At 53.4% G+C, this 20,554-nt stretch carries 17 protein-coding genes; all 17 read right to left on the bottom strand.

From position 1 onward, the window contains the following. Positions 1-4 precede the first annotated feature (4 nt). Positions 5-793, bottom strand: coding sequence for an enoyl-CoA hydratase-related protein (locus tag Q0K15_RS00820; protein ID WP_294510622.1), 789 nt, complete (start codon positions 791-793; stop codon positions 5-7). After that, positions 793-1,947, bottom strand: a complete 1,155-nt coding sequence (locus tag Q0K15_RS00815) for an acyl-CoA dehydrogenase family protein (RefSeq protein ID WP_294510619.1) — start codon at positions 1,945-1,947, stop codon at positions 793-795. Before Q0K15_RS00815 ends, Q0K15_RS00820 begins: the two co-directional genes overlap by 1 nt. Positions 1,948-2,128: 181 nt before the next feature. After that, positions 2,129-3,520 (bottom strand): sigma 54-interacting transcriptional regulator, encoded by a 1,392-nt coding sequence (locus tag Q0K15_RS00810; RefSeq protein WP_294510615.1) that lies wholly within the window; start codon positions 3,518-3,520, stop codon positions 2,129-2,131. Between the two features lie 184 nt (positions 3,521-3,704). Next, complete coding sequence (locus tag Q0K15_RS00805) at positions 3,705-4,241, bottom strand: zinc ribbon domain-containing protein (protein WP_294510612.1); 537 nt, start codon at positions 4,239-4,241, stop codon at positions 3,705-3,707. 409 nt (positions 4,242-4,650) lie between these two features. Then, positions 4,651-5,574: an FAD-dependent oxidoreductase gene (locus Q0K15_RS00800; RefSeq protein WP_294510610.1), complete on the bottom strand. Its 924-nt coding sequence runs from the start codon at positions 5,572-5,574 to the stop codon at positions 4,651-4,653. Continuing rightward, positions 5,511-6,662: an NADH:flavin oxidoreductase gene (locus Q0K15_RS00795; protein ID WP_294510607.1), complete on the bottom strand. Its 1,152-nt coding sequence runs from the start codon at positions 6,660-6,662 to the stop codon at positions 5,511-5,513. The genes Q0K15_RS00800 and Q0K15_RS00795 overlap by 64 nt, the downstream gene beginning before the upstream one ends. A 21-nt stretch (positions 6,663-6,683) precedes the next feature. After that, complete coding sequence (locus tag Q0K15_RS00790; protein WP_294510604.1) at positions 6,684-7,898, bottom strand: MFS transporter; 1,215 nt, start codon at positions 7,896-7,898, stop codon at positions 6,684-6,686. Between the two features lie 18 nt (positions 7,899-7,916). Next, complete coding sequence (locus Q0K15_RS00785; RefSeq protein WP_294510601.1) at positions 7,917-9,329, bottom strand: sigma 54-interacting transcriptional regulator; 1,413 nt, start codon at positions 9,327-9,329, stop codon at positions 7,917-7,919. A 122-nt stretch (positions 9,330-9,451) separates the two neighbouring features. After that, positions 9,452-10,795: an acetyl-CoA hydrolase/transferase C-terminal domain-containing protein gene (locus Q0K15_RS00780; RefSeq protein ID WP_294510598.1), complete on the bottom strand. Its 1,344-nt coding sequence runs from the start codon at positions 10,793-10,795 to the stop codon at positions 9,452-9,454. Between the two features lie 32 nt (positions 10,796-10,827). After that, positions 10,828-11,613 carry an acyl-CoA dehydratase activase gene (locus Q0K15_RS00775; protein WP_294510595.1) on the bottom strand — a complete coding sequence of 262 codons (786 nt, stop codon included), beginning with the start codon at positions 11,611-11,613 and terminating at the stop codon, positions 10,828-10,830. A 39-nt stretch (positions 11,614-11,652) separates the two neighbouring features. Beyond that, positions 11,653-12,774 carry a 2-hydroxyacyl-CoA dehydratase family protein gene (locus Q0K15_RS00770; RefSeq protein ID WP_294510592.1) on the bottom strand — a complete coding sequence of 374 codons (1,122 nt, stop codon included), beginning with the start codon at positions 12,772-12,774 and terminating at the stop codon, positions 11,653-11,655. A gap of 18 nt (positions 12,775-12,792) precedes the next feature. Then, positions 12,793-14,013, bottom strand: coding sequence for a 2-hydroxyacyl-CoA dehydratase family protein (locus Q0K15_RS00765; RefSeq protein WP_294510589.1), 1,221 nt, complete (start codon positions 14,011-14,013; stop codon positions 12,793-12,795). 18 nt (positions 14,014-14,031) lie between these two features. Further along, positions 14,032-15,162 carry an acyl-CoA dehydrogenase family protein gene (locus Q0K15_RS00760; protein ID WP_294510586.1) on the bottom strand — a complete coding sequence of 377 codons (1,131 nt, stop codon included), beginning with the start codon at positions 15,160-15,162 and terminating at the stop codon, positions 14,032-14,034. Between the two features lie 67 nt (positions 15,163-15,229). After that, on the bottom strand, positions 15,230-16,372 hold the full coding sequence (locus Q0K15_RS00755; RefSeq protein ID WP_294510583.1) for a hypothetical protein: 1,143 nt from the start codon (positions 16,370-16,372) through the stop codon (positions 15,230-15,232). Positions 16,373-16,971: 599 nt separating this feature from the next. Then, complete coding sequence (locus Q0K15_RS00750; RefSeq protein ID WP_294510579.1) at positions 16,972-18,429, bottom strand: recombinase family protein; 1,458 nt, start codon at positions 18,427-18,429, stop codon at positions 16,972-16,974. A 680-nt stretch (positions 18,430-19,109) separates the two neighbouring features. Next, positions 19,110-19,415: a hypothetical protein gene (locus Q0K15_RS00745; RefSeq protein WP_294510576.1), complete on the bottom strand. Its 306-nt coding sequence runs from the start codon at positions 19,413-19,415 to the stop codon at positions 19,110-19,112. 135 nt (positions 19,416-19,550) lie between these two features. Then, the gene (locus tag Q0K15_RS00740) at positions 19,551-20,264 is read right to left on the bottom strand and encodes a polysaccharide deacetylase family protein (RefSeq protein ID WP_294510573.1); all 714 of its coding nucleotides are present in this window, start codon (positions 20,262-20,264) and stop codon (positions 19,551-19,553) included. Between the last annotated feature and the right edge of the window lie 290 nt (positions 20,265-20,554).

Below are 20,554 nucleotides of genomic sequence, written 5' to 3'. Positions count from 1 at the left end.
CGGCTCAGCGCCGATTTTCAAATTCGGGGTGACGCCGCTCCAAGAAAGCATGCATCCCCTCTGTCTGATCGGGGTTGGCAAAGGTCAGGGAGAAGCATTGCCGCTCAAACAGCTTTCCGTAGCCAACACCAAAATTTTGCCCCGCCACAATGGCGTGTTTTGCCTGCGCCAAGGCATATGCCGGCTTACGGACCAGCGTCTCGGCCAGAGACAGGGCCTCTTCCAGCGCTTGGCCAGCCTCCGCCAGCCGTGTCACCAGTCCACAGGTCAGAGCTTCTTCCGCAGTCAGCTGCCGGCCCAGCAGTACCATCTCCCGGGCGATCCCCGGACCCGCCAGAAGCGCCAGGCGCTGCGTTCCTCCGGCTCCCGGAAGAATGCCCAAGCCTACCTCTGGTTGACCGAATGCTGCGCTCTTTCCTGCCACACGGAAATCACAGGACATGGCCAGTTCGCAGCCCCCGCCTAGGGCCAGGCCGTCCAGTGCCGCAATGACGGGTAATCCGATGGATTCTATCAGCTCGTTGATTCGCTGTCCCTGCTCTGCGGTTCTGGCCGCATCCATTGGCGTAGCGTCGGCCATCTGCTTGACATCGGCACCCGCGGCAAACACCTTTTTTCCGCCGGTGATAATCAGAACACGAACACCAGGATCGGAATCAGCCCGATGGATCGCATCCTCCAGTTCTTGGTTAAGTTCACTGCAAAGGGCATTCCATGCCTTCGGGCGATTGAGTGTAATGACCGCCACCTGGTCTTTCACTTCGTAAAGGATATTTTCGTACTCCAATCTCATCAGCCCCCCTGCTGTGCCAGGCAGCCCGAGATGACCATTCGCTGAATCTGGTTGGTGCCTTCAAAAATGGCCCAGAGCTTGGCATCTCTCATCAACTTCTCCACCGGATACTCGCGGCTGTAGCCGTAGCCGCCCAGGACCTGCACAGCGTTGGTGGTGACCCGCATGGCCATTTCGCTGAGGAAGGTCTTGGTCACAGATCCGAGTTTCGTATCAAAAATACCCTTATCGACCATCTGGGCACACTGCCAAAGCAGCGCCCTGGCAGTGGTCACATCCACTTCCATGTCGGCCAACAGGAATTGCACACCCTGATGCTTGATAATGGGCTTTCCAAAGGTTTTCCGCTGTTTGGCATAGGCTACCGCCTCATCCAGCGCACGCTGGGCAATACCCAGGGCACCATAGGAGTTCACGCCCCGGCTGCGGTCCAGGCACTTCATGGCCAGGCCGAATCCCTTTCCTTCTGCGCCCACCAGGTTCTTGGCGGGAATACGTACATCTTCAAAAATTACGTCCGACGTACAAGAAAGCCGCATGCCCATCTTGTCCTCGTCCTTACCCACAGAAACGCCCGGACGATCACGCTCCACAATGAAGCAGCTGATCCCCTTTGCACCCATGCTGGGGTCCGTGGAAGCAAAGACACTGTAAACATTGGCCACCGGCCCGCTGGTAATAAAGCACTTACGTCCATTGATAATGTAGTCATCGCCGTCACGAACCGCAGTGGTCTTTGTAGCGGCGGCATCAGAACCGGCATTCGGCTCAGTCAGGGCAAACGCGCCCAGGCCGCCCTGCAGGATAAAATCCATGTAATACTTCTTCTGCTCTTCAGTGCCGGCCACCAGAATGGGCTCAATTCCGAATTCTCCCGTACTTGCGCTGCAGATAAAGCCGGCGTCCACTTTGGCAAACTCCTCGTAGACTACCACCATATCCATGGCCCCCAGGCCCTGTCCGCCATAAGCCTCAGGCAGGAACATCGTATTGAAGCCAACATCACAGAATTTGTGGAAAACCTCCAGTGGGAACTCGCCCTTCCGGTCACACTCCGCAACGACGGGGGCGACCTCCTTCGTAGCGAAGTCTCGCGCAAAGGCCTGAAGGTCCTGCTGCTCACTGGTCAGAATGTGTTTATGAAATTGTTCCATGGTGTAATACACTCCTTCCTGTCGGTTGGGAACTTTACGGCCTTATCTATATGCAAACGCAGTGCCAACACTGCAACCCCTTGTAAAACCAGGAATTGCAGCAAAAAACGTCGCATATTTGCAACAAACTTATTGTTGTAAATATGCGACGTCTTATTTTTGCTACATATTGTGATCTGCTCTATTCCGCCTGGTGTTCGGAAAGTTTCCGGTACAGTTGGCTCCTGTGGACACACAGCAGCTTTGCCGCCTGGGTCATATTGCCGTTGGAAGCGCGGACAGCCTTTTGAATATATGCCGTCTCAAATTCCTTTACTGCCTGATGGAGCGGGAGCAACTCCTGAATCTCATCCGACTGTTCCGGCCTTTCATCAGCCTGCCCCAGCTCAGGCAACGGCACTGGATCCTCCTCCACGCCGGTAATCACCGTACGCTCCACAAAATTCCTCAACTCACGGACATTGCCTGGCCAGGCATAGCTCATCATCCAATCTTGCACCTTTTGTGGGAAAGTTACCTGCTTTTCATACTTTCGATTGAACCGGCTCAGAAAAAATTCTGCCAGCGGCAGGATATCCTCTCTCCGATCACGGAGCGGCGCGATATGAAGAGGGACCACATTCAGGCGGTAATAGAGGTCCTCGCGGAATTTATGCTGTGCCACAAGTTTTTTCAAGTCCCGATTTGTGGCAGCGATGATGCGCACATCGGATGAGATGTATTTGCTCCCGCCTACACGTTTGATCTCTCCAGTCTCCAAAAAACGCAGAAGTTTTGGCTGCACATGCAGGGGAAGCTCTCCCACCTCATCCAGGAAAACCGTCCCATGATTGGCCACTTCCAAAAGGCCGGTCCGCCCCTTTGTATCCGCGCCGGTAAATGCACCTTTCTCATATCCAAATAGTTCGGATTCCACCAGATCAGCAGGAATAGCACTGCAATTAATCGGCAGAAAGGTCTCCTGTACCCGCCGGCTGTTCTCATAAATATAGGTAGCACATACTTCTTTTCCGGTTCCGCTTTCGCCCGTTAAAAGCACAGTTCCATCGGTGGCAGCAATCCGCTTGCACAATGACATCAGATGTACCATCTCAGAGCTCTGGGCAACAATTCCACACTTTTTGGTGCGTGTGCGCAGATAATCCGTAATGCCCTGATATTTGTTCCGGCTTTCCTGTAACTCCTTGAGATATTGATCCAGGACATGGCCGCCGCGTGTGTTGGTAACCACAAAACGGATATGGCCATTTTCGCTGAAAATAGGTTTTGCCGTAGAAAACAGATTGTGATCAAAGCGGTCCTTCAGCAAGCCGCTGACAGTTTTGCGTTTGTTGATACACTCCCGAATCACAGAGCGGTCATAGTACCCCTGCGCGACCAAGTCATCCACCGTATATCCCAGGATCTCTTGGGGTGTTGCTCCGAGGTTCTCCAGCATCGTATGCCCGATCCCACAGATGACACCGTCTCCGTTGGTAATCATCACGCTGTCAGAAGCTTCTACCATGACCTCCTCCAGAGGGATATCCCTCAGCAGATCTGAAACAAAAAACTTTTCAAAGGTAGTATCCATGTGTAACTCCCTTTCTTTCTACCTCCATGCAGGTGTTGATTCGGCTGTCAACAATGCAGTGTACCCTTTTAGCATCAGATCAGGGGCTGCCATAAACGATGATTCGCTCATCTGTTGTTATATCATATACCATACACCATGCCAAGACACAACTTTAGGTCAAAAACTGTATGCAGGGCGTCTTTTATATACAGAAGCTGGATTGTATCCCTTCTATCTGTACCAACCCCAATCCTGTGTATCTGGTATAGCTGCAGATTTTCCTGCTCAAACTCCAGTGGTCAAATTTCAAATGCTTTAATTTTGCAGGGGGACTGCCGCACTGTCTGGCCTGCTGCGCCAGCAGGACCTGCCGTTGGCTCTCCAGTTTTGCAATGGTGCGGTTGATATAGCCCATCGACAGATCATTGCTTTCTGCCGGGGCGGATATAAGACGTTTAATCTTCCGATCAATTTCAGCTAGGGCCGCCGCTTTTTGCTGATCGTCTTCCGGCTGCTCCCTTACGTCCGCGCATTCCGCCAAAAGCCGCTCCAATTCTGCCTCCACGGAGGCCTCCAGTGCTCGCAGATCTATCTGGATGGATGAATGATACACCCTTAGATTAGAACGGCCGCTGCACACCAGGTAGTATTCCTCTTTGTCACGGTTGACCTTGACGCCGTATCCACAGCAGGCACATTTCAACCGTCCAGAAAGCCAGGTGTGTTTTCCCTTGCCCATGTTTTCATCTGCTGATTTGTGTCCAGTTTATACTGGCATTTGAGCCGCAAATCGGATGGGATCAACTCGTCGTGTGCAAACAATGAGAAGCGCCGTTCTTCCAGATACTGGTGATTTCCGGTGATTCGCTCACGCATCTAACGCAGGTGCTTGCCGTTTTGTCAGGGCAATCACCCGTGCCATAACAGGATGAAGGCCCCGGGGAAATCCCCGGGGCCTTCATCCAACCGGCTGCATATTCATCTGCCTGTTCGATTGGCCTAAACTCACTGTAACCTCCGCCGCACACGGCTTTAAGGGCTCTGAAAGGGAGGCCTATTTATTAAAGACTTACGATTATCCTATCTTGCTCCGCATAAGCGGCCAGCCTTATGATGAGGCAGGATGATCAGAAGCATTTATCCCGCTGTCAGCAAATCTGTTTGGCCAGCTCTGCGGCCTGACGGATAGCATCCATGATTCTCCCGACATTTTTTGCGTCCCCGATGGTATGTACTGGCAATCCACATTCCTGCAATTCCTCTGCCAGTGTCCGCTCGGAGTCTGCTCCTACCGCAAGAACAACGGTATCGCAGGGGATGGCGCTATCGGTTCCCCCGTCTTTCAGGTTCTTTAAAACGGCTGCACCGTTCTCTATCCGTTCCAAAACATGGAATGGCCGCTGATCCACATGAAGACGGTTCAGGTCTTTCATCACCGGCCAGCCTGTACCCGCTTCAAAGCCTGTCCCGACTGCCATAATGTCGGCAATCGTGACCATGCGGCGACTGTTATTCATCAGGTTCATAACCTTTTCCACCTTTTCCGCCGCATGGCGGAGCAAGAAAAACACCTCTTGCGCATCTGCAGCCCCCTCATTGGCCAGATACTGTGCGGTCTCACAGCCAACAGAACCGCCACCCACGACCAGCACACGCCGTCCGGCAATTTCATTCCCTTCTAATATGTCATATGCAGTGGTTACCTTCGCCGTACCGTCATTCGGGACCGGCATCAAACGGGGCTTCATTCCGGTGGCGACCACGACCTCGTCAAATCCTCCGCTGGAAATCTCCGATACCGTAGCTTTCTTTCCCAGCATCACTTCCACACCCGTTTCTGCCAGCATCGTCTGATAGAATTCGATGAGTGTTTTAAACTCATTTTTCCCAGGCGGGGTGGAGGCCATATATATTTGCCCTCCCAAACGTGACTCCTTTTCCCAAAGCGTGACGTAATGTCCTCTCTGTTTGGCCCGTAGGGCAAACTCGCAGCCGGCCGGTCCACCGCCTACCACCAGAATTTTTTTGCCGGAACCGGCGGGATTCCTCTGAACTCTGCTTCTCGTCCGCATTCTGCATTGACCAGGCACTCAATCGGCTTGCCAAAAAATGTTCGGGCCAGACACCCCTGATTACAGGCGACACAGTGCCGGATCTGACCCGCTCTGCCCCGCCGTGCCTTGTTTACCCAGTCCGGATCCGCCAGCATTCCCCGTCCCACGCATACCAGATCACTGATGTCCAGCGCCAAAAACTTCTCTGCTACAGCAGGATCGTTGATTCGATTGCTGGCCGCCACAGGCACAGTGACCGCGTCCTTAATTGCAGCCGCTAGGTAATAAAACCCCCCGCGCGGCAGTTCTCCAGGAAGTTGAGGTACCCTCGTCTCATGCCATCCTCCGGTGACATTAAAAAGATCGATTCCACATTTCTCCATCTCTTTGCAGAATTCCACCGCCACATCATTGTCGTTGGAGTCAGGCACAAAATCATTGCCTGCTATGCGCATGCAGAGGGTAAAATCGGGCCCCAGCGCCTCTCTCAGCGCCGTCACCAGCTCCCTTGGAAAGCGAAGCCTCTTTTCCCAACTTCCGCCATACTCGTCGGTACGCAGATTCTTGATGGGGGAGAGGAACTGACTGATCAAATACCCTGCAGATCCCAAGACTTCCACCAGGTCGAAACCGGCATCCCTGGCCCGCAAGGCGGCTTCCACTTCCCGTTGGATGACCGTTCTGATGTCCTCCTGTGTCATTTCCCGCGGCATTTCCTTGCTGAACTTAGAAAATACAGCCGAAGGTGCAAGTGCCTCCTTTCCCCCGATCCACTCACGCTTGGTGTATGCGCCCGCATGATACAGCTGTACACCTACCAGCGTATCCCGCTGGTGCATACCGTCTGTAAATTCCCTGTATCCCGGGATAAATTTATCATCGCTCAGATCAAGCATGGCCGGAGAGGCGCCGTAGTCATCAAATTTACATCCGCCAACAACAACAAGTGCAGGCCCCCCCTCTGCCCTACGCCAATAATATTCCTTGAGTCGCGCAGTTGCATACCCCTCCGGCGTATATAGATGATGCAGCGCCGGCATAATAACCCGATTTTTTAATGTAAGACCTCCGACTTTTAATGGAGAAAATAGCCGCTCATATGTCATGGTATCCCTCCTGTCAACCATCTAACACGCCTCTGTATCCATCCGTACCTTTACTTTATGGTACATAACGCTAACCGCGACACCCCCTGCGGCCGCTGCGGTTCCAGCCAGGAACGCGCTTCCATGTCCCAGGTTGGTACATACCACAGGGCCCAGAATCCCTGCCAGGCCAAAAACAGAAAACATGATGGGATAGTTTTGCTTGAGTTGGTCCGGCCCAAAGGCTTGCGCTGTACAGGGGGCCAGCAGAGTCGAGGCTCCGCCGAAGCAGAATACACAGAGAAGCATTGCGCCTATACTCAGCCATAGGTCCCCGACCAGAAGCAGTCCAAATCCAACCAGCATAGCAACATGAATCATGACTGTGCTTCTGCCAAGTCCGATTCGGTCTGAAATTCCCCCCCACAGAAGTCTCCCTACGGTATTCGAGATGGAAATCCCACCCACGATATTGGCCGACGCCGCCACGCTTATGTGGAAACGATCCCGCAGAATGGGCGAGGCCTGGGTAACCAACATCGTGCCGTTGGTAATGGCCAGTGCAAAGGTCACATAGACCAGATAAAAAAGTCCATGTCTCAGGATTTCCTTTCCAGCAATACCCGTTTTGCTGTTTTGAGCCTGTTCATTTTCACCCTGGTCGTGAACCCCATTCCCCCACCCTTCCGGAGGCTCGCGAAGCAGCAGGCTGAGGGGGAGAATCACAATCGCGAACAATGCTCCCAGGGGCAGGAATGCCTTTGATATATCTCCCGTGATTCCATGGACCTTGGCAAGCAGCGGAGCGATCACGAACGGACCGCAGCCATAGCCGCCTACCATCACCCCGCTGGCCAGTCCCGGCCTGTCCGGGAACAGCCGAACAGCATAGGATGTCAGCGTGGGGTAAAGAATCGCTGTTCCAACTCCGATACATACACCATAGTATAGATAAAGTTCCGCCAAAGACCCTTGAATCAAGCCGCAACCCACAGTTCCTGCAGCGTATATCAAGCCTCCAAGCGCAAGGAAACGACTCAACCCGATCCTGTTCATGAGTGGCGTCGCAGCCAGCAGCGAAAAGGCGATCATACAGATACTGGAAAAAGAATAGGCTCCGGCCGTTCCCGCCGTGCTCCATTGATATTTTTCGGCCAGGAGATTCTGGAACACGCTCCAACTGTATGGAAGTCCCGCGCAAAGTTCAATCAGCATGCCTGAAAAAAGATAGATCCATCTCCTGCGTTCAAACCCCATTTTTCACCTCAAATAATTTTATTCATCCTTTTCCAATGAAATATTGTACTTCTTTAACTTTCGGCAGACGGTAGCTCTGCTCACTTTCAGATGCTGTGCCATCTTCCTGCTGGATACGTATTTCTTCTTTGCCATCAGTAAAAGTTGTTTTTCAACCTCTTCCACCGCATAGTCCAAGGGGACAAGTTGATCGAACTGAAGCGACATCGCGTTTTCTCCAACATCCACTTCCGAGGCGTTCTGCTCCAGTCTCAATGGAAGCAAATCCGATTCGCGAATCAAATCTCCTCCGCTGGTCACGACCAGGCGCTCTACCAGATTCTTCAGTTCTCGAATGTTTCCGGGCCAATTGTATCGCCGAAGCCGTTGAATTGCCGCTTTGGTAAACCGTTTGTCTGTATCATACATCTGGTTATATTTGTGCAGATAGAATAACAGCAGCGGGAAAATGTCATCCGTTCTCTGGCGCAGCGGCGGAATGGAAATGGAGATCACATTGAGTCGATAGTACAGATCTTCACGGAACTTCTTTTCCTGCACCATTTGCTTTAAATCCTTGTTGGTCGCTGAGATAATTCTGGCATGGATGGGAATGCGCTGATAATCACCCACTCGGCAGATGGACTTATCCTCCAGGGTACGCAGCAGCTCTACCTGGATCCGTGGTGAGATCTCGCCGATTTCATCCAAAAATAAAATTCCATCCTCTGCCGCTTCAAAAAGTCCCTTTTTCCCCTCCTTGTTTGCACCGGTAAAGCTGCCTCCCACATATCCGAACAATTCGCTCTCCAGCAATTGTTCCGAAAAGGCGCTGCAGTTTACCGCAATGAAGGGTTTGTCCTTGAATATACTGTTGTTTCTGATGTACTGAGCGACGACTTCTTTTCCGACCCCGGATTCTCCCAGCAGCAAAATGGTGGAATTGACATCCTTGACTTTATCAGCCAACTCCATGACCCCCCGCATTTTTTTGCTCATAACTACAACGCCAGGGCCATAGTCGGGCTTGTCCCCTCCCTGGAACATGCTTTTGTTCATCTGGTTTTCCAGCAGTCGCACCTGCTCCTTCAGTTCCGTCAGTTCAGTTTGATCCCGGGCCTGTGTAATGACTTTATAGACATCTCCATTCTCATCCAGATACGGAGTAGATGAGACATACGCTGTTTTTTCCCCGCTGACTCCGTGCGTCACCGTGACCATTGACACCTTCCGCTTTTGCTCTATTGCCATCAGGAGACAGGATTGTTTGATGGAACCGTCTTCAATGAATTCACTCATATAATGGCCGACCATACTCTCGATTTGGGAGACTGCGCGCAGATAAGCGCGGTTAGTATACAGAATGAGTCCTTTTCCATCCGCGATCATATATCCGTTGTCGGCATTGTCAACGAGCGCCTTAAAATCTTGCAGTTCTAATCTCTCCCGCATGTTGCCTCCCCTTTCCGAAGGTTTGTCTCCAGTATACTAAAGCCAAACCAAAGATGGCAAGTACCCGGCGCAGGTAAAAAAAGGATGGGGCGTAGCTGGTGTCACCCCATCCCTTAAGACCATTAAATGATTTTATTCTGTGCCCGCCAAATACGCCCGGCTTCCGCAGCCTTGAACAGTTCATCCCGAAAATCGGGGTGTGCGATACTCACCAGCGCCTCAACCTTTTCCCAGGTAGTAAGGCCCTTCAGATTGACAATGCCGTACTCCGTCACCACATAGTTTGTGGTGTTTCCGGACACTGTGATCTGGGTTCCGGGCGTGTGACTCACCACGATGTTGGAAACCCGCTTGCCATCCTTTGTCACTTTGGAAGAGGGCATACACAAGAATCCCTTGCCCCCCTTGGAGTGGAAGGATGCATAGTGGTAATCCCACTGACCGCCCGTGCCGGAAATTTGCTTATACCCTACCGATTCAGAGGACACATTGCCGAAAAGATCCACCGCCAAGCAGGAGCAGATAGAGTACACGCGGTCGTTCTTGGCAATGACACTGGGATCATTGGTGTAAGAAACCGGCATGCAGCGCATGCTGGGGTTATTGTTGATAAAATCATACAACTCAGCCGAACCCATGGCAAAGGTAAACACGCTCTTCCCCACATCCAGCTGCTTGCGGGCGTTGGTCAGCTTGCCGGCGTTGAACAGATCCATATACGCATCGACAAACATCTCGCTGTGGCAGCCCAGATCCTTCAGATCGCTGTCGGCAATCATCTTACCGACCAGATTGGGCATACCGCCGATGCCCAGTTGCAGACAGGCCCCATCGACCATTTCGTTCATGATGTACTGAGCGATTTTGGCGTCGATCTCAGTAGGCTCAACCTTTCCGATGGCTGTCGGCTTGCGAGCCTGAGAACTCTCCACCACCGCGTCGATTTCGGAGATGTGGAAATAGTTGTCTCCCTGCACCACGGGCAGGGCTTCATTGATCTCGAGGATCACTTTCAGGTTCTTTTGGGGCCCACTGCGGGCCCGTGCCATATCCACCTGGGAGGAGGCCGATGTACTCAGGTTGAAGAAACCGTTTTCATCCATGGGCGTAGCCGCCAGGAACAGATACTCGTTGTGCAGAACGCCACGGGTATAGAGCATGGGAGCCTCGTGGTAAAGGCAGGGGTTAATATAGATCTCACCTTGGCTCTTCATTTTCCGGGTAACGCCGCTGAACGACCCGTCACACATCAGGAAGGTCTCGCCCTGCGGGTCCACTTTGAACACCTCAGGAACCCAGGTAAGCGTTGAGCAGCGGATGAACACCTTGTGGAGTTCGTCCTTTCTTTTGGCCAATGCCGCATCTAGGTCCCACGGAACAGTTACGAAGGGAGAAAACTCTACATGATCGCCATCTTTTATCCAGCTGGCCACCTCATCGGCGGTCTTCAGCTTTTCCTGATACATACTAGACCAACGGCTCATATGTACTCACCTTTCTATTTCTGTTTTTTCATCTGTGCCTCATAAGCGAATAGGGCCGCTCCCAAAGCCCCGACAATTTGCGGGTTGGGCGCCACCTGAACTGGCACCTTCAGCTCAGCCTCCATTGCCTTGACCACACCGCGATTTTGTGCAACCCCTCCGCTCATAACGACGTCTTCCTGTAGACCAATGCGCAGCACCAGACTACCAGCTTTGCTCGCCACAGATTTATGTACGCCGGCAATGATGTCAGCTTTTGGCGTTCCGGCGGACAGCAGAGAGATTACTTCCGACTCAGCAAAGACGGTACATGTACTGCTAACATGAGCGACCGTACGGGCTTTATTGTCCCATTCCTGCAGCTCAGACAGGGAGGTTTCCATGACCCGGGCCATTACCTCAAGAAAGCGGCCTGTGCCAGCAGCACATTTGTCATTCATGGCAAACTGCTGCACCATGCCCCGGTCATCCAGACGGATGGCTTTGGCATCCTGTCCACCAATGTCGATGATTGTCCGGGCATTGGGGAGCAGATGCGCAATCCCTTTTGCATGACAGCTGATCTCGCTGAACTGTTTGTCGGTGTAGGCGGAATTCATGCGTCCATAACCTGTAGCCACGATCCCGGCAGCATCCTCCAGATGAATGCCGGCCTGAGCCAGTGCCTGTTCCATGGCCTTCTCCGGCCCCCTGCTGCCGGTTCCAGTCTGTATGACAGACCACGCCTCGATACTGCTCCCGTCTTTAAGAATTACCACTTTGCTGGAAGCCGAGCCAATATCTATTCCAATGGTATACACGTTCATCCGCCTTTCCGCACTTTTCCGGCGCTTCTTTTCTTATTCGTGCCTGAGCATTTCCACAAAGCTCTGCATTCTCGTTCTGAACTGCTCCACAGACTGCATCTGCTGGTCTATCTCCACCTGGAGCAGCGGGATGTTCTCCTTTTCCATGGTCTGTTTGATCATGGGATAGTCAAACTCCTCAGGATCGCAGAATTTCATCATTGCCACCACGACAGCGTCCGCCTGATTCTTTTTGACCATATCTACCAGCATGGGGACTCTGGTCTTCTCATGCTCATATGCCAGGGAACAGCCGTACATGTTCTGCCACTGTTCGGCCAGCCGCTCCATTACAGTGCCGTCCTCCGGGACGTCCACCCGGTTCTGACGGCTCTCCTGAGCCAGATCGTCCGCGACAACGGCAATATGCAGCTCCTTCATCACATCCAGAATACTGTCCGGCTCAGCCATGATACCGGAAAGTATGATCTTCGGCCCATCCCACGGTTTGACCGGAGCTTCGTCAAGCAGGGCGGTCAGCTCACGCACCAGAGCGGTGTGCTCTTCCTTCCGCATAAAGAATGCACTCTTGAATACCAGATGTCTGGTCTTAGGATCGATCAGGTCGGGATGTGCACCCGCTGCCCGGGCAAACTCGCGCATAACGGCCCGATGCTCGTTGTACACCTGAATACTCTGAACAATGGCCTCATCGGGAATGGGCTCCCCGATCACATTTTCCAAACGCTCCCTCACGTGTTGATACTCTTTGGCGAGGAATGTCCTGGCCGCGGGCAGTTTCCGGTTGTGAGGATGCACGAACTGGATCATGGGCACGTCTTTCCGTGTCCACTTCTGTCCAATGGCCTTGAGCGTATCACAGGACGAGGGACACAGCACGGCGGTTAGGATATCGTAGCTGCCCGAAAGCTCCAGTTCCTTAATCGACTGCATAATGGAGCAGGCAAAGGCCGGAAGCACGGCCCGCACCTTGTTGAGCTCTACCTGCCCACCCCACAGACCAATGGGGAGCATACCGGCAGCGTGTATGATCTCCTCCGGCGTGTAGGGTGCAATGCATCCCACGGCGCCTTTTCCTGTTTTCTTCTTGTAATCTTCAACAGCCTGGACAGGATTGATCGCCAGCTTTTCCAGGATGCTCTGCATCTTTGACATACTAGCCTCTCCCTTCCCTTACGACTTGCGCTGCTCCATCATTTCAGCCAGGCCCTGCACCCGCGTCTCAAACTGAGCCTTGGAGAAATTCCGGGGGTCGGATTGATCTCCATCAAAGGTGATGTAGGGCGTATCCGTCCGGCGCGCCACCTCGGTCTGCATCTCATGGAACAGGAAGTCCATACATTTGCAGCTGCGGTTGAGATGGTATGTCACACCCTGGCAGTTATAAGTCCTTACGACTTCGGTTTTCAGATCGATTTGCGCTTCCAGTGACAGATTGTTTCCGACGCTGGTGTAGGCGCGGGCCATGCTGCGGATATCATCCTTGTCATAGTCCAGCTTCCATCCTCTGGGATAGGTGGAACCGGTCATGTTCATCCCCAATGCACGCATGGCCTTGTAGTTGTGGCTCAGATAAGGCCAGCAGGCAATGCCGTCCCACATGATGCGGTACTTTTCACCCTCCTTGAAGGCGGGCTCACCCTTCTGGATCTTCTCCTCCAGCTCCTCGGCCAATTTTTTAAAGGTGTCACGGCAGCCGGTCTTTCCACGCATGCACACGATGAGCGCCATATAGTTGAAGATATCAAAACCGTTCAGCGGGCTGGGCTTGGCAGCGGCCATCCCCATGGCCTTTGTCCACCAGTAAGAGCTCTCCGCGGCAATCTGCATGACCTCACGATATTTGTTATAGTCAAACTTCTTTCCGGTGATCTCTTCCATCTGCTCAATGGCGTGCTCAAACTGTGCGGCGATGTAATCAATGGCCCACTCAGATGGCTCGTATTCATAGTTGTACGGCACATCAATCATAATGATGGGCACCTTTAGCTGATAGGCAATGTTCTCATACCACTTGATCAGCGTCTCACAGATGTTATTGCACACCAGGACAAAATCAGGCAGGGGCATATTCTCCGCAACGCATTTTTGGATATCCATATAGGCCAGATTGATGCGTGCATAAGAGCAATTGTCAACCGAATATCCCATGCTCTCTGCATGCTCGATCATTTCCTCCGCGCCGTGCTTGGCGGCAATGGCAGCGGCATGATTTTCGGGATAGAGCATATGTATGCCCATCGTCTCACAAAACTCACAAGGAGCGATCGAACTTGCCCAGCAGACCAGCTCCCCCCGGGCCTTTCCCTCTATGGCATCCTGATAGCTCTTGTTGAGATAATACCCCAGCATTTCCCTGGAGGACGGCGCAGTTTTTTGCACATTTTCCGCCATAATGGAGTCTCCTTCCTTTTATTTCAGCAATTTCCCCGCAATCACCGACCGCTGAATCTGGTTTGTGCCTTCATAGATCTGGATGATCTTCGCATCTCTCATCAGCTTCTCCACGGGGTACTCACGCATATAGCCGTAGCCGCCCAGCACCTGCACGGCATCCACAGCTACCTTCATGGCCGCATCACCGCCCCGGGTCTTGGCAATGCAGGCTTCATAGGTAAAGTCGGTCGCTCCGTGATCAATCAGGTCGGCTACATGATAGGCCATCTGACGAGCCGTCTCCACCTCGATGGCCATGTCGGCCAACATGAACTGAATCGCCTGGAAGCTGGCGATCGGCCGGTCAAACTGTTTGCGCTGCTTGGCATACTTCACGGCCTCCTCCAAAGCCCGCTGGGCGATGCCCACGCCCTGAGCGCCCACGCCGGGGCGGGAATAGTCCAGGGTCTGCATGATAACCTTGAAACCGCCGCCCTCGGGGCCAATGCGGTTGGAGGCAGGAATGCGCACGTTGTCAAAAATAACTTCTGTGGTGTTGGAAAGGCGCATGCCCATCTTGTCCTCTTCCTTACCCACGGAAACGCCGGGGCGGTCCCGTTCCACGATAAAGGCGGTCAGGCCCTTATGCCCTTTGGAGCGGTCCACGGTAGCCAGGACGGAATATACACCTGCCAGGCCGCCGTTAGAGATAAAGCACTTTGTACCGTTGATGATGTAGTCATCCCCGTCACGCTCCGCGGTGGTGCGCATACCGGCGGCATCAGATCCAGCATTGGGCTCAGTCAGGCAAAACGCCGCGAAGTGCTTCTCCGCAACGATATTCCACCAGAGATCCTTCTGCTCCTCAGTACCACCCAGCATCACAGGGAGGGAGGCCAGGCAGGTAGCGCCCATGGTGGTAGAGATGCCAATGTCACCTCTGGCCAGTTCCTCCTGCAAAACGGCAAAAGCCAGTTTGCTCAGTTCGGGCCCACCATACTTCGCAGGCATATATGCGGCGTTCAGCCCCAGTTCGATACACTTGTCATAAAGCTCTGTAGGCATCTCGCCGGAGCGGTCATACTCGGCGACATACGGAATGATCTCATGATCTACAAACTGGCGAACCAGGTCCCGCAGGTCTTGCACATCTTGTGGAATGATCATTTGATATTTCCTCCCTTGAATCATCAATTTGGAAAGTGCCTGTTACCAGGCCCTGCTGTTTGCTTGTTCAGTTTTTCTGCCCGGGCTCTTCCATTGCCTCCTTGCGGGTGGGAACACCCTTCACATTGCGCGCCCAAATAAAGGTCAGGCAAGGAATAATCATAATGACGATACCAACGATACCAAGCTTGCCGTAGCCCTGCATTACCAGCGCGGTCAGGCCGAACGTACTCATACCCATGGCCAGGGCAATGGCCACAAAGGAGATAATGGTACGACGGGGAAGCATGCCAAGATTCTTGAGCACCTTGCCCTCAAATCGAGTCACACAGCCAAAGGTACAACCCACACCGGTGGAGACAAACGCCATGAACAAAACGATAGTGTAAGCATAGCGCAGAATCCCGACACCGCTCATGGTGGCGATCTCCAGAATGGGGAGGGTGCTGTCCATTACTTTTCCAGACCACGCCATCAAAGTGAAGGTGGACAGACCCAGCATGGCACTGTTGAGGATAAAGTTGACAATTACCATTTTGTTGATGTTATGCTTATTTTTCAGGGTGGCGGCATAGGGCGAAATGGTGGCGCCGGTATAAGACTGATAGCCCACATATTGGAGCATGCTCCACACCGCGGGGAGGAATCCGATGGGGTTGTTGGAGGGACTGACTGCGCCGCTCAAATCACCGCCATCCATGGTCAGGCCCACATAGCAGAGCATCAGCATGCAGATTACGATGCAGATGGTCATAAAGGAAGATGCCTTTGCCACCAGTTCCTTTCCAAAAATGGTCAGGACAAGGAACAGAATACTGGTGAGCAAAATACCGACATTATAGGGAATCCCGTAGGTCTCTAGCAGAGATCCGGCTCCTGCAATGGAGGTTGCCACCGCGATCAAGGTAATGATGACAAAGCATATCTCAAAAATGGTACCGAACACCATGCTTAAGGGTGCAAAAGCACCATCAGCCCACTCACGGTAGTTGCCGGATTTATTGATCTGCGCGTTGATCAGTGCGGAACGAAAGACCAGATTTAAAATGAGCATTGCGACGAAGGGAAGCACGGCGGCCCACCAGCCATACTTGACAAAATAGGTCACCGTCTGGTTACCAGTGGCAAAGCCTCCACCTACATGGATGCCAAATGCCACAGACGATACGCTCAGGATTGTCCCCCATGACACTTTTTCATTTTGATTCATAAATGCCACCTTTCTCTTTCTTACACAATACAAATTCATCTTTTAGCCAGGCATGCCTGTCCCTAAATAAAGCAACCCATGTGCCATTTTTTGACTTGAATTTTTTCGCTTTAAAAATGGCAAATTATTATAAATATTTTCCAAAATATTAACCAATTTTAATTTTATTATTTTCCTTAAAATGGGAAATCAAATTTTCGGCCCACATTCAAGCCGCATCAGACTCGCAAATGAGCCATATGGTCAAAGTGTCCCTTTTTAGCGCCTTTTATTTGCCGAAATTTATTAAATATTCCCAGTTTTCTCTTGTGATTCGTCTCATTATTGAGCCAATCTGTACTTCAGCGACACACCGCGTCCGGATCTCCATCTTATTCAAAACGGTACTGGAAAGAGATTGTTCCAGCATGGGGGAAATTGTTCAAAAGGGCATTGCTCCCACAGGGCTGCTCCAATTCCACGGCGTCTCTCCAGCGTTTGTGCAGCGAGAAACGCCAGTACTTCGCTCCTTGACACATAAAGGGAATAATCTACTCACCAACTGTCTATAGAAAGGAAAAAGTGACCCGGAATACAGAGGCATGGCATACGCCATGCTCTCATATATTCCAGATCACTTCCGCCGTCTCCCCGGACATCTGGATCTCCCGGATGAACTGTGCCGCCACCAGCTTTTTCTGCTCAAAGTCCAGCGGTCCGAATCTCAGGCGGCCCGGCAGCTGCTTTGGATACCGATGCAGCCTGTCCTCCTTTTCCAGCAGCCGGGTGCGCTGTTGTTCCAGCTTTTCAATGGTGCGGTTTATGTAAGACATAGTCAGTTCGCTGCCCTCGGCCAGCGCCGACATCAGGTGTTCGATCTTCCGGTCAATCTCCGCCAGGGCCTGTGCCGTCTCCCGGTCCTCCCCGGTGTCACGCTCCACCTCAGGGCACTGGGCCAGCAGCTGCTCCAGTTCCTGTTCCACAGAGTGCTCCAGCGCCCGGAGATCCACACGGATAGACGCATCACACAGCCCCAGATTGGACCGTCCGCTGCACACAAGGTAGTATTTGTCTTTGTCCCGGTTTACCTTGACACTGTACCCGCATTTGGCGCATTTCAACAATCCCGTCAGCCAGGTGTGTTTGCCCCTGCCCGCCCCTCCCAGCTGCCGGTTACGGTCCAGCTTATACTGGCACCGGAGCCACAGCTCTGAGGGAAGGAGACCGTAGTGATTGGCCAGGGAGAAATGCTGGTCCCTGAGGTCCTGATACTTCCCGGCGCTCCGGTCCCGTTTCCCAACGATCATACCGGCATGCAGGCCGTCAAACTCTTCCAGACGGTTGGCAAAGTTCAGCCCCTTTCCCTGATAATAAAGGTAGATGTCCTCGTCCGCCATAACATATAAGGGGCTGTGTAGGATGCGGGACAGGGATACGTTGTCCCAGGTAACCCGTCTGGGAGCCGGGATACCATCCGCGTTCAGTTCACGGGCCACACTGCCCAGGGTACTCTCGGAACGGTCGTAGCTCCGAAAGATACGCTCCACCACTGGGGCATGGTCATCGGGGAGCAGCGTAGGGACCAGCATCCCGTCGGTTCCCGGCAGTTTCCCGATAGCAAAACCATAGGGTGGGGGACCGCCCGGCCAGGAGCCCAGTTTGGCCCGCTGATAATAGTTGTCCCGTACCCGCTCGGCTGTGGTCTCCCGCTCCAGTTGGGCAAAGACCATGATGATATTGAGCATGGCCCGGCCCATGGGTGTAGCGGTATCGAAGGTCTCGTTCATGGAGACAAACTCCACCTGATGTGCCTTTAGGATCTCCCACAGCCGTCCGAAATCGGCAATGGAGCGGGAGAAGCGGTCCAGGCGGTAGACAATGATTTTCCGGATCAGTCCCCCCTCCACATCCTCCATCATTTTCTGAAAGGACGGGCGGTTGGTGTTTTTGCCGGAGAAACCCTTGTCCTGATAGATTTTGCAGTCATCGCCAGCCTGCTGCCGGCACAGGTCGATTTGGCCCTGAATGGAAAGGCTGTCCGCCTTATCCACAGACTGCCGGGCATAGATTGCGTCCAAGTCGGACACCTCCTTTCTTCTGCATAAGCGGCTTTGCTGCACGCCGGCTATGGTCATGGCCACATACGCTAGCGCTTTTTTAGAAGCGAGACACAGGTCAGGTAAAGCCTGGCCAGGACTTGAGATCGCTGGATATCATCGGTTTGCTGCGGATGCCGATGCACAATTCTCATGTCATTCATCCCTTTCTCTTTGAACGAGTACGTTGGAAGTATTCTATGTGGAATGCCGCGTGGATATGAGCTTCAGATGGGCTGACAAATCTGACAACCGGAGTCCAGGTCGGGTGGACGGGATAGAGAAGGCGTCTCAGCGAGTACCCTGGGGATGGCGGTATCCTGCCGCTGCTCCGGCCCTGACCCGGAAGTGCAGCTGGCCGGTCATGATCGTCGACGTCTCTATCGAAAAGCAGAAGGCCCCGGGGCCTTCAAATATGGGCATTTCGGAGACCTTGGCAAAGCGCTCCCGACCTCAGACGTCCCGGCTGAGATCATCGGCCCCGCTTTCCCTTTGCACGCACAAATGAAGCATAAAGTAAACGGCGAGGTTTGGAACCTCTTTCAGGCTCCAAATCTCGCTCGTTTTTATGCGCTTATTTTACAGCATGTCTAAGCCGTTTCGGCAGTGCGGCGGCATGGACTGCGTTACTTCCGGTGGGACCCCGGCCTTTGCGGGGGCGGTTACTGGAAGGTGACGGTATAGCTGCGACCCTTGCTGAACGGGCCGTAGCCGTCCGGGCTATAACCGGAGGGGGTGTAGGTAAAGGACCCGAGCTGGCCGGAGATATCCGGCACGCCGTAGTCCACCACCTCACCGGTGGCGTCATCGGTGATCTGGAAACTCAGCGCGTTGGTGGAGGCGGCGGAGGGCGTGATCTCGTCCACCGTGCCCTTCAGATAGAACCGCAGTCCGTCCCGGAGATCATACCGGCCTTCGGTAATGGTGCCCTGGTAGAGCCGGTCGCCGGAGGAATTGCGAAGCTCCACCGTGCAGGGGAACTGGGGCAGGTTGATGACCGTATCGGCCAGGACGTCGGTGACAGTGATGGTCTTGGAAATAGTCGTGCCATTGCTAAGGGTGGCGGAGATGACGGTGGCGCTCCGGATGCAGTGTTGTCTTCATTATACACCCGGAGCCTCAGAGCGCAAATGATGCTGTGCGTATAGTCCTCCCCCCCTCAAAACATTGTCCGCAGCAGGACGTTTTATGATCCATGCCGCCATAAAGGGAGGCTCCGGCGCCGTCATTGGAAGGGTATCCAAAAACCCACAGGTCAAGATGGATGAATGGCTTGAAGCTGTTTGGGAACCATCCACGTCCCACTGGATGGGCTCAATGCCCAGGGCCCGGACGGCGGTGATGACCTTGTCGTCGTACTCGCCGTAGGGCGGCCGGAAGAGGGTGGGCCGGACCCCGGTGACAGTCTCGATCTTGTCGGCACAGGCGGCGACGTCGGCTTGAATCTCCTCCCGGCTGAGCTGGGACATGTGGGGGTGGGTGTTGGAGTGGTCCATGACCTCGTGCCCCGCGTCGGAGAGAGCCTTCACCGACTCGGGGTATTTGTCCACCCACTCGCCCACCACAAAAAAGGTGGCCTTTACGTCGTACTTTCCCAGAATGTCGATGAGCTGCTGGGTGTCCTCGTTGCCCCAGGCGGCATCAAAGGTGAGAGAGGCCACCTTCTGGTCCCGGGCCACACAGTAGATGGGCAGCTGCCGGGTGGTGGCCGACGCCCCCACGATGGCCGGGTGGTTCACCACGTAGAGCATGCCCGCCGCTGCCAGCAGACACAGCCCCACCGTAAAGACCCGCCGCCGGATCAGGTATAATTTCATTCCATACGCCTCCTTATTGGTTCCCCCCCAACGGGGTGTCTTGCACAGTTCCACTATATGACGCCCGGTCCGGCCTCATGTTCGGTCCGCGCCTGTGGACCAGGCATCTCCGCCCCCGGCAAAAGAAACATAGTAAATTTGTAGGGTTTTCACCAGAAGTAGACAGTCACAAAAAATAATTCTTACGTATTTCATGAAAATATTTTGTAACCGTTTTTTGGTTGTATTTTGGGGCGGGGATTCGCTATAATCACGAGGCTGCCCAGGGCCGGGTCTCACCGGCCCGGGAC

It is taken from the genome of uncultured Intestinimonas sp. (assembly GCF_944387245.1).
GTDB lineage: Bacteria > Bacillota > Clostridia > Oscillospirales > Oscillospiraceae > Intestinimonas.
This window is presented reverse-complemented; position numbering and strand designations above follow the sequence as displayed.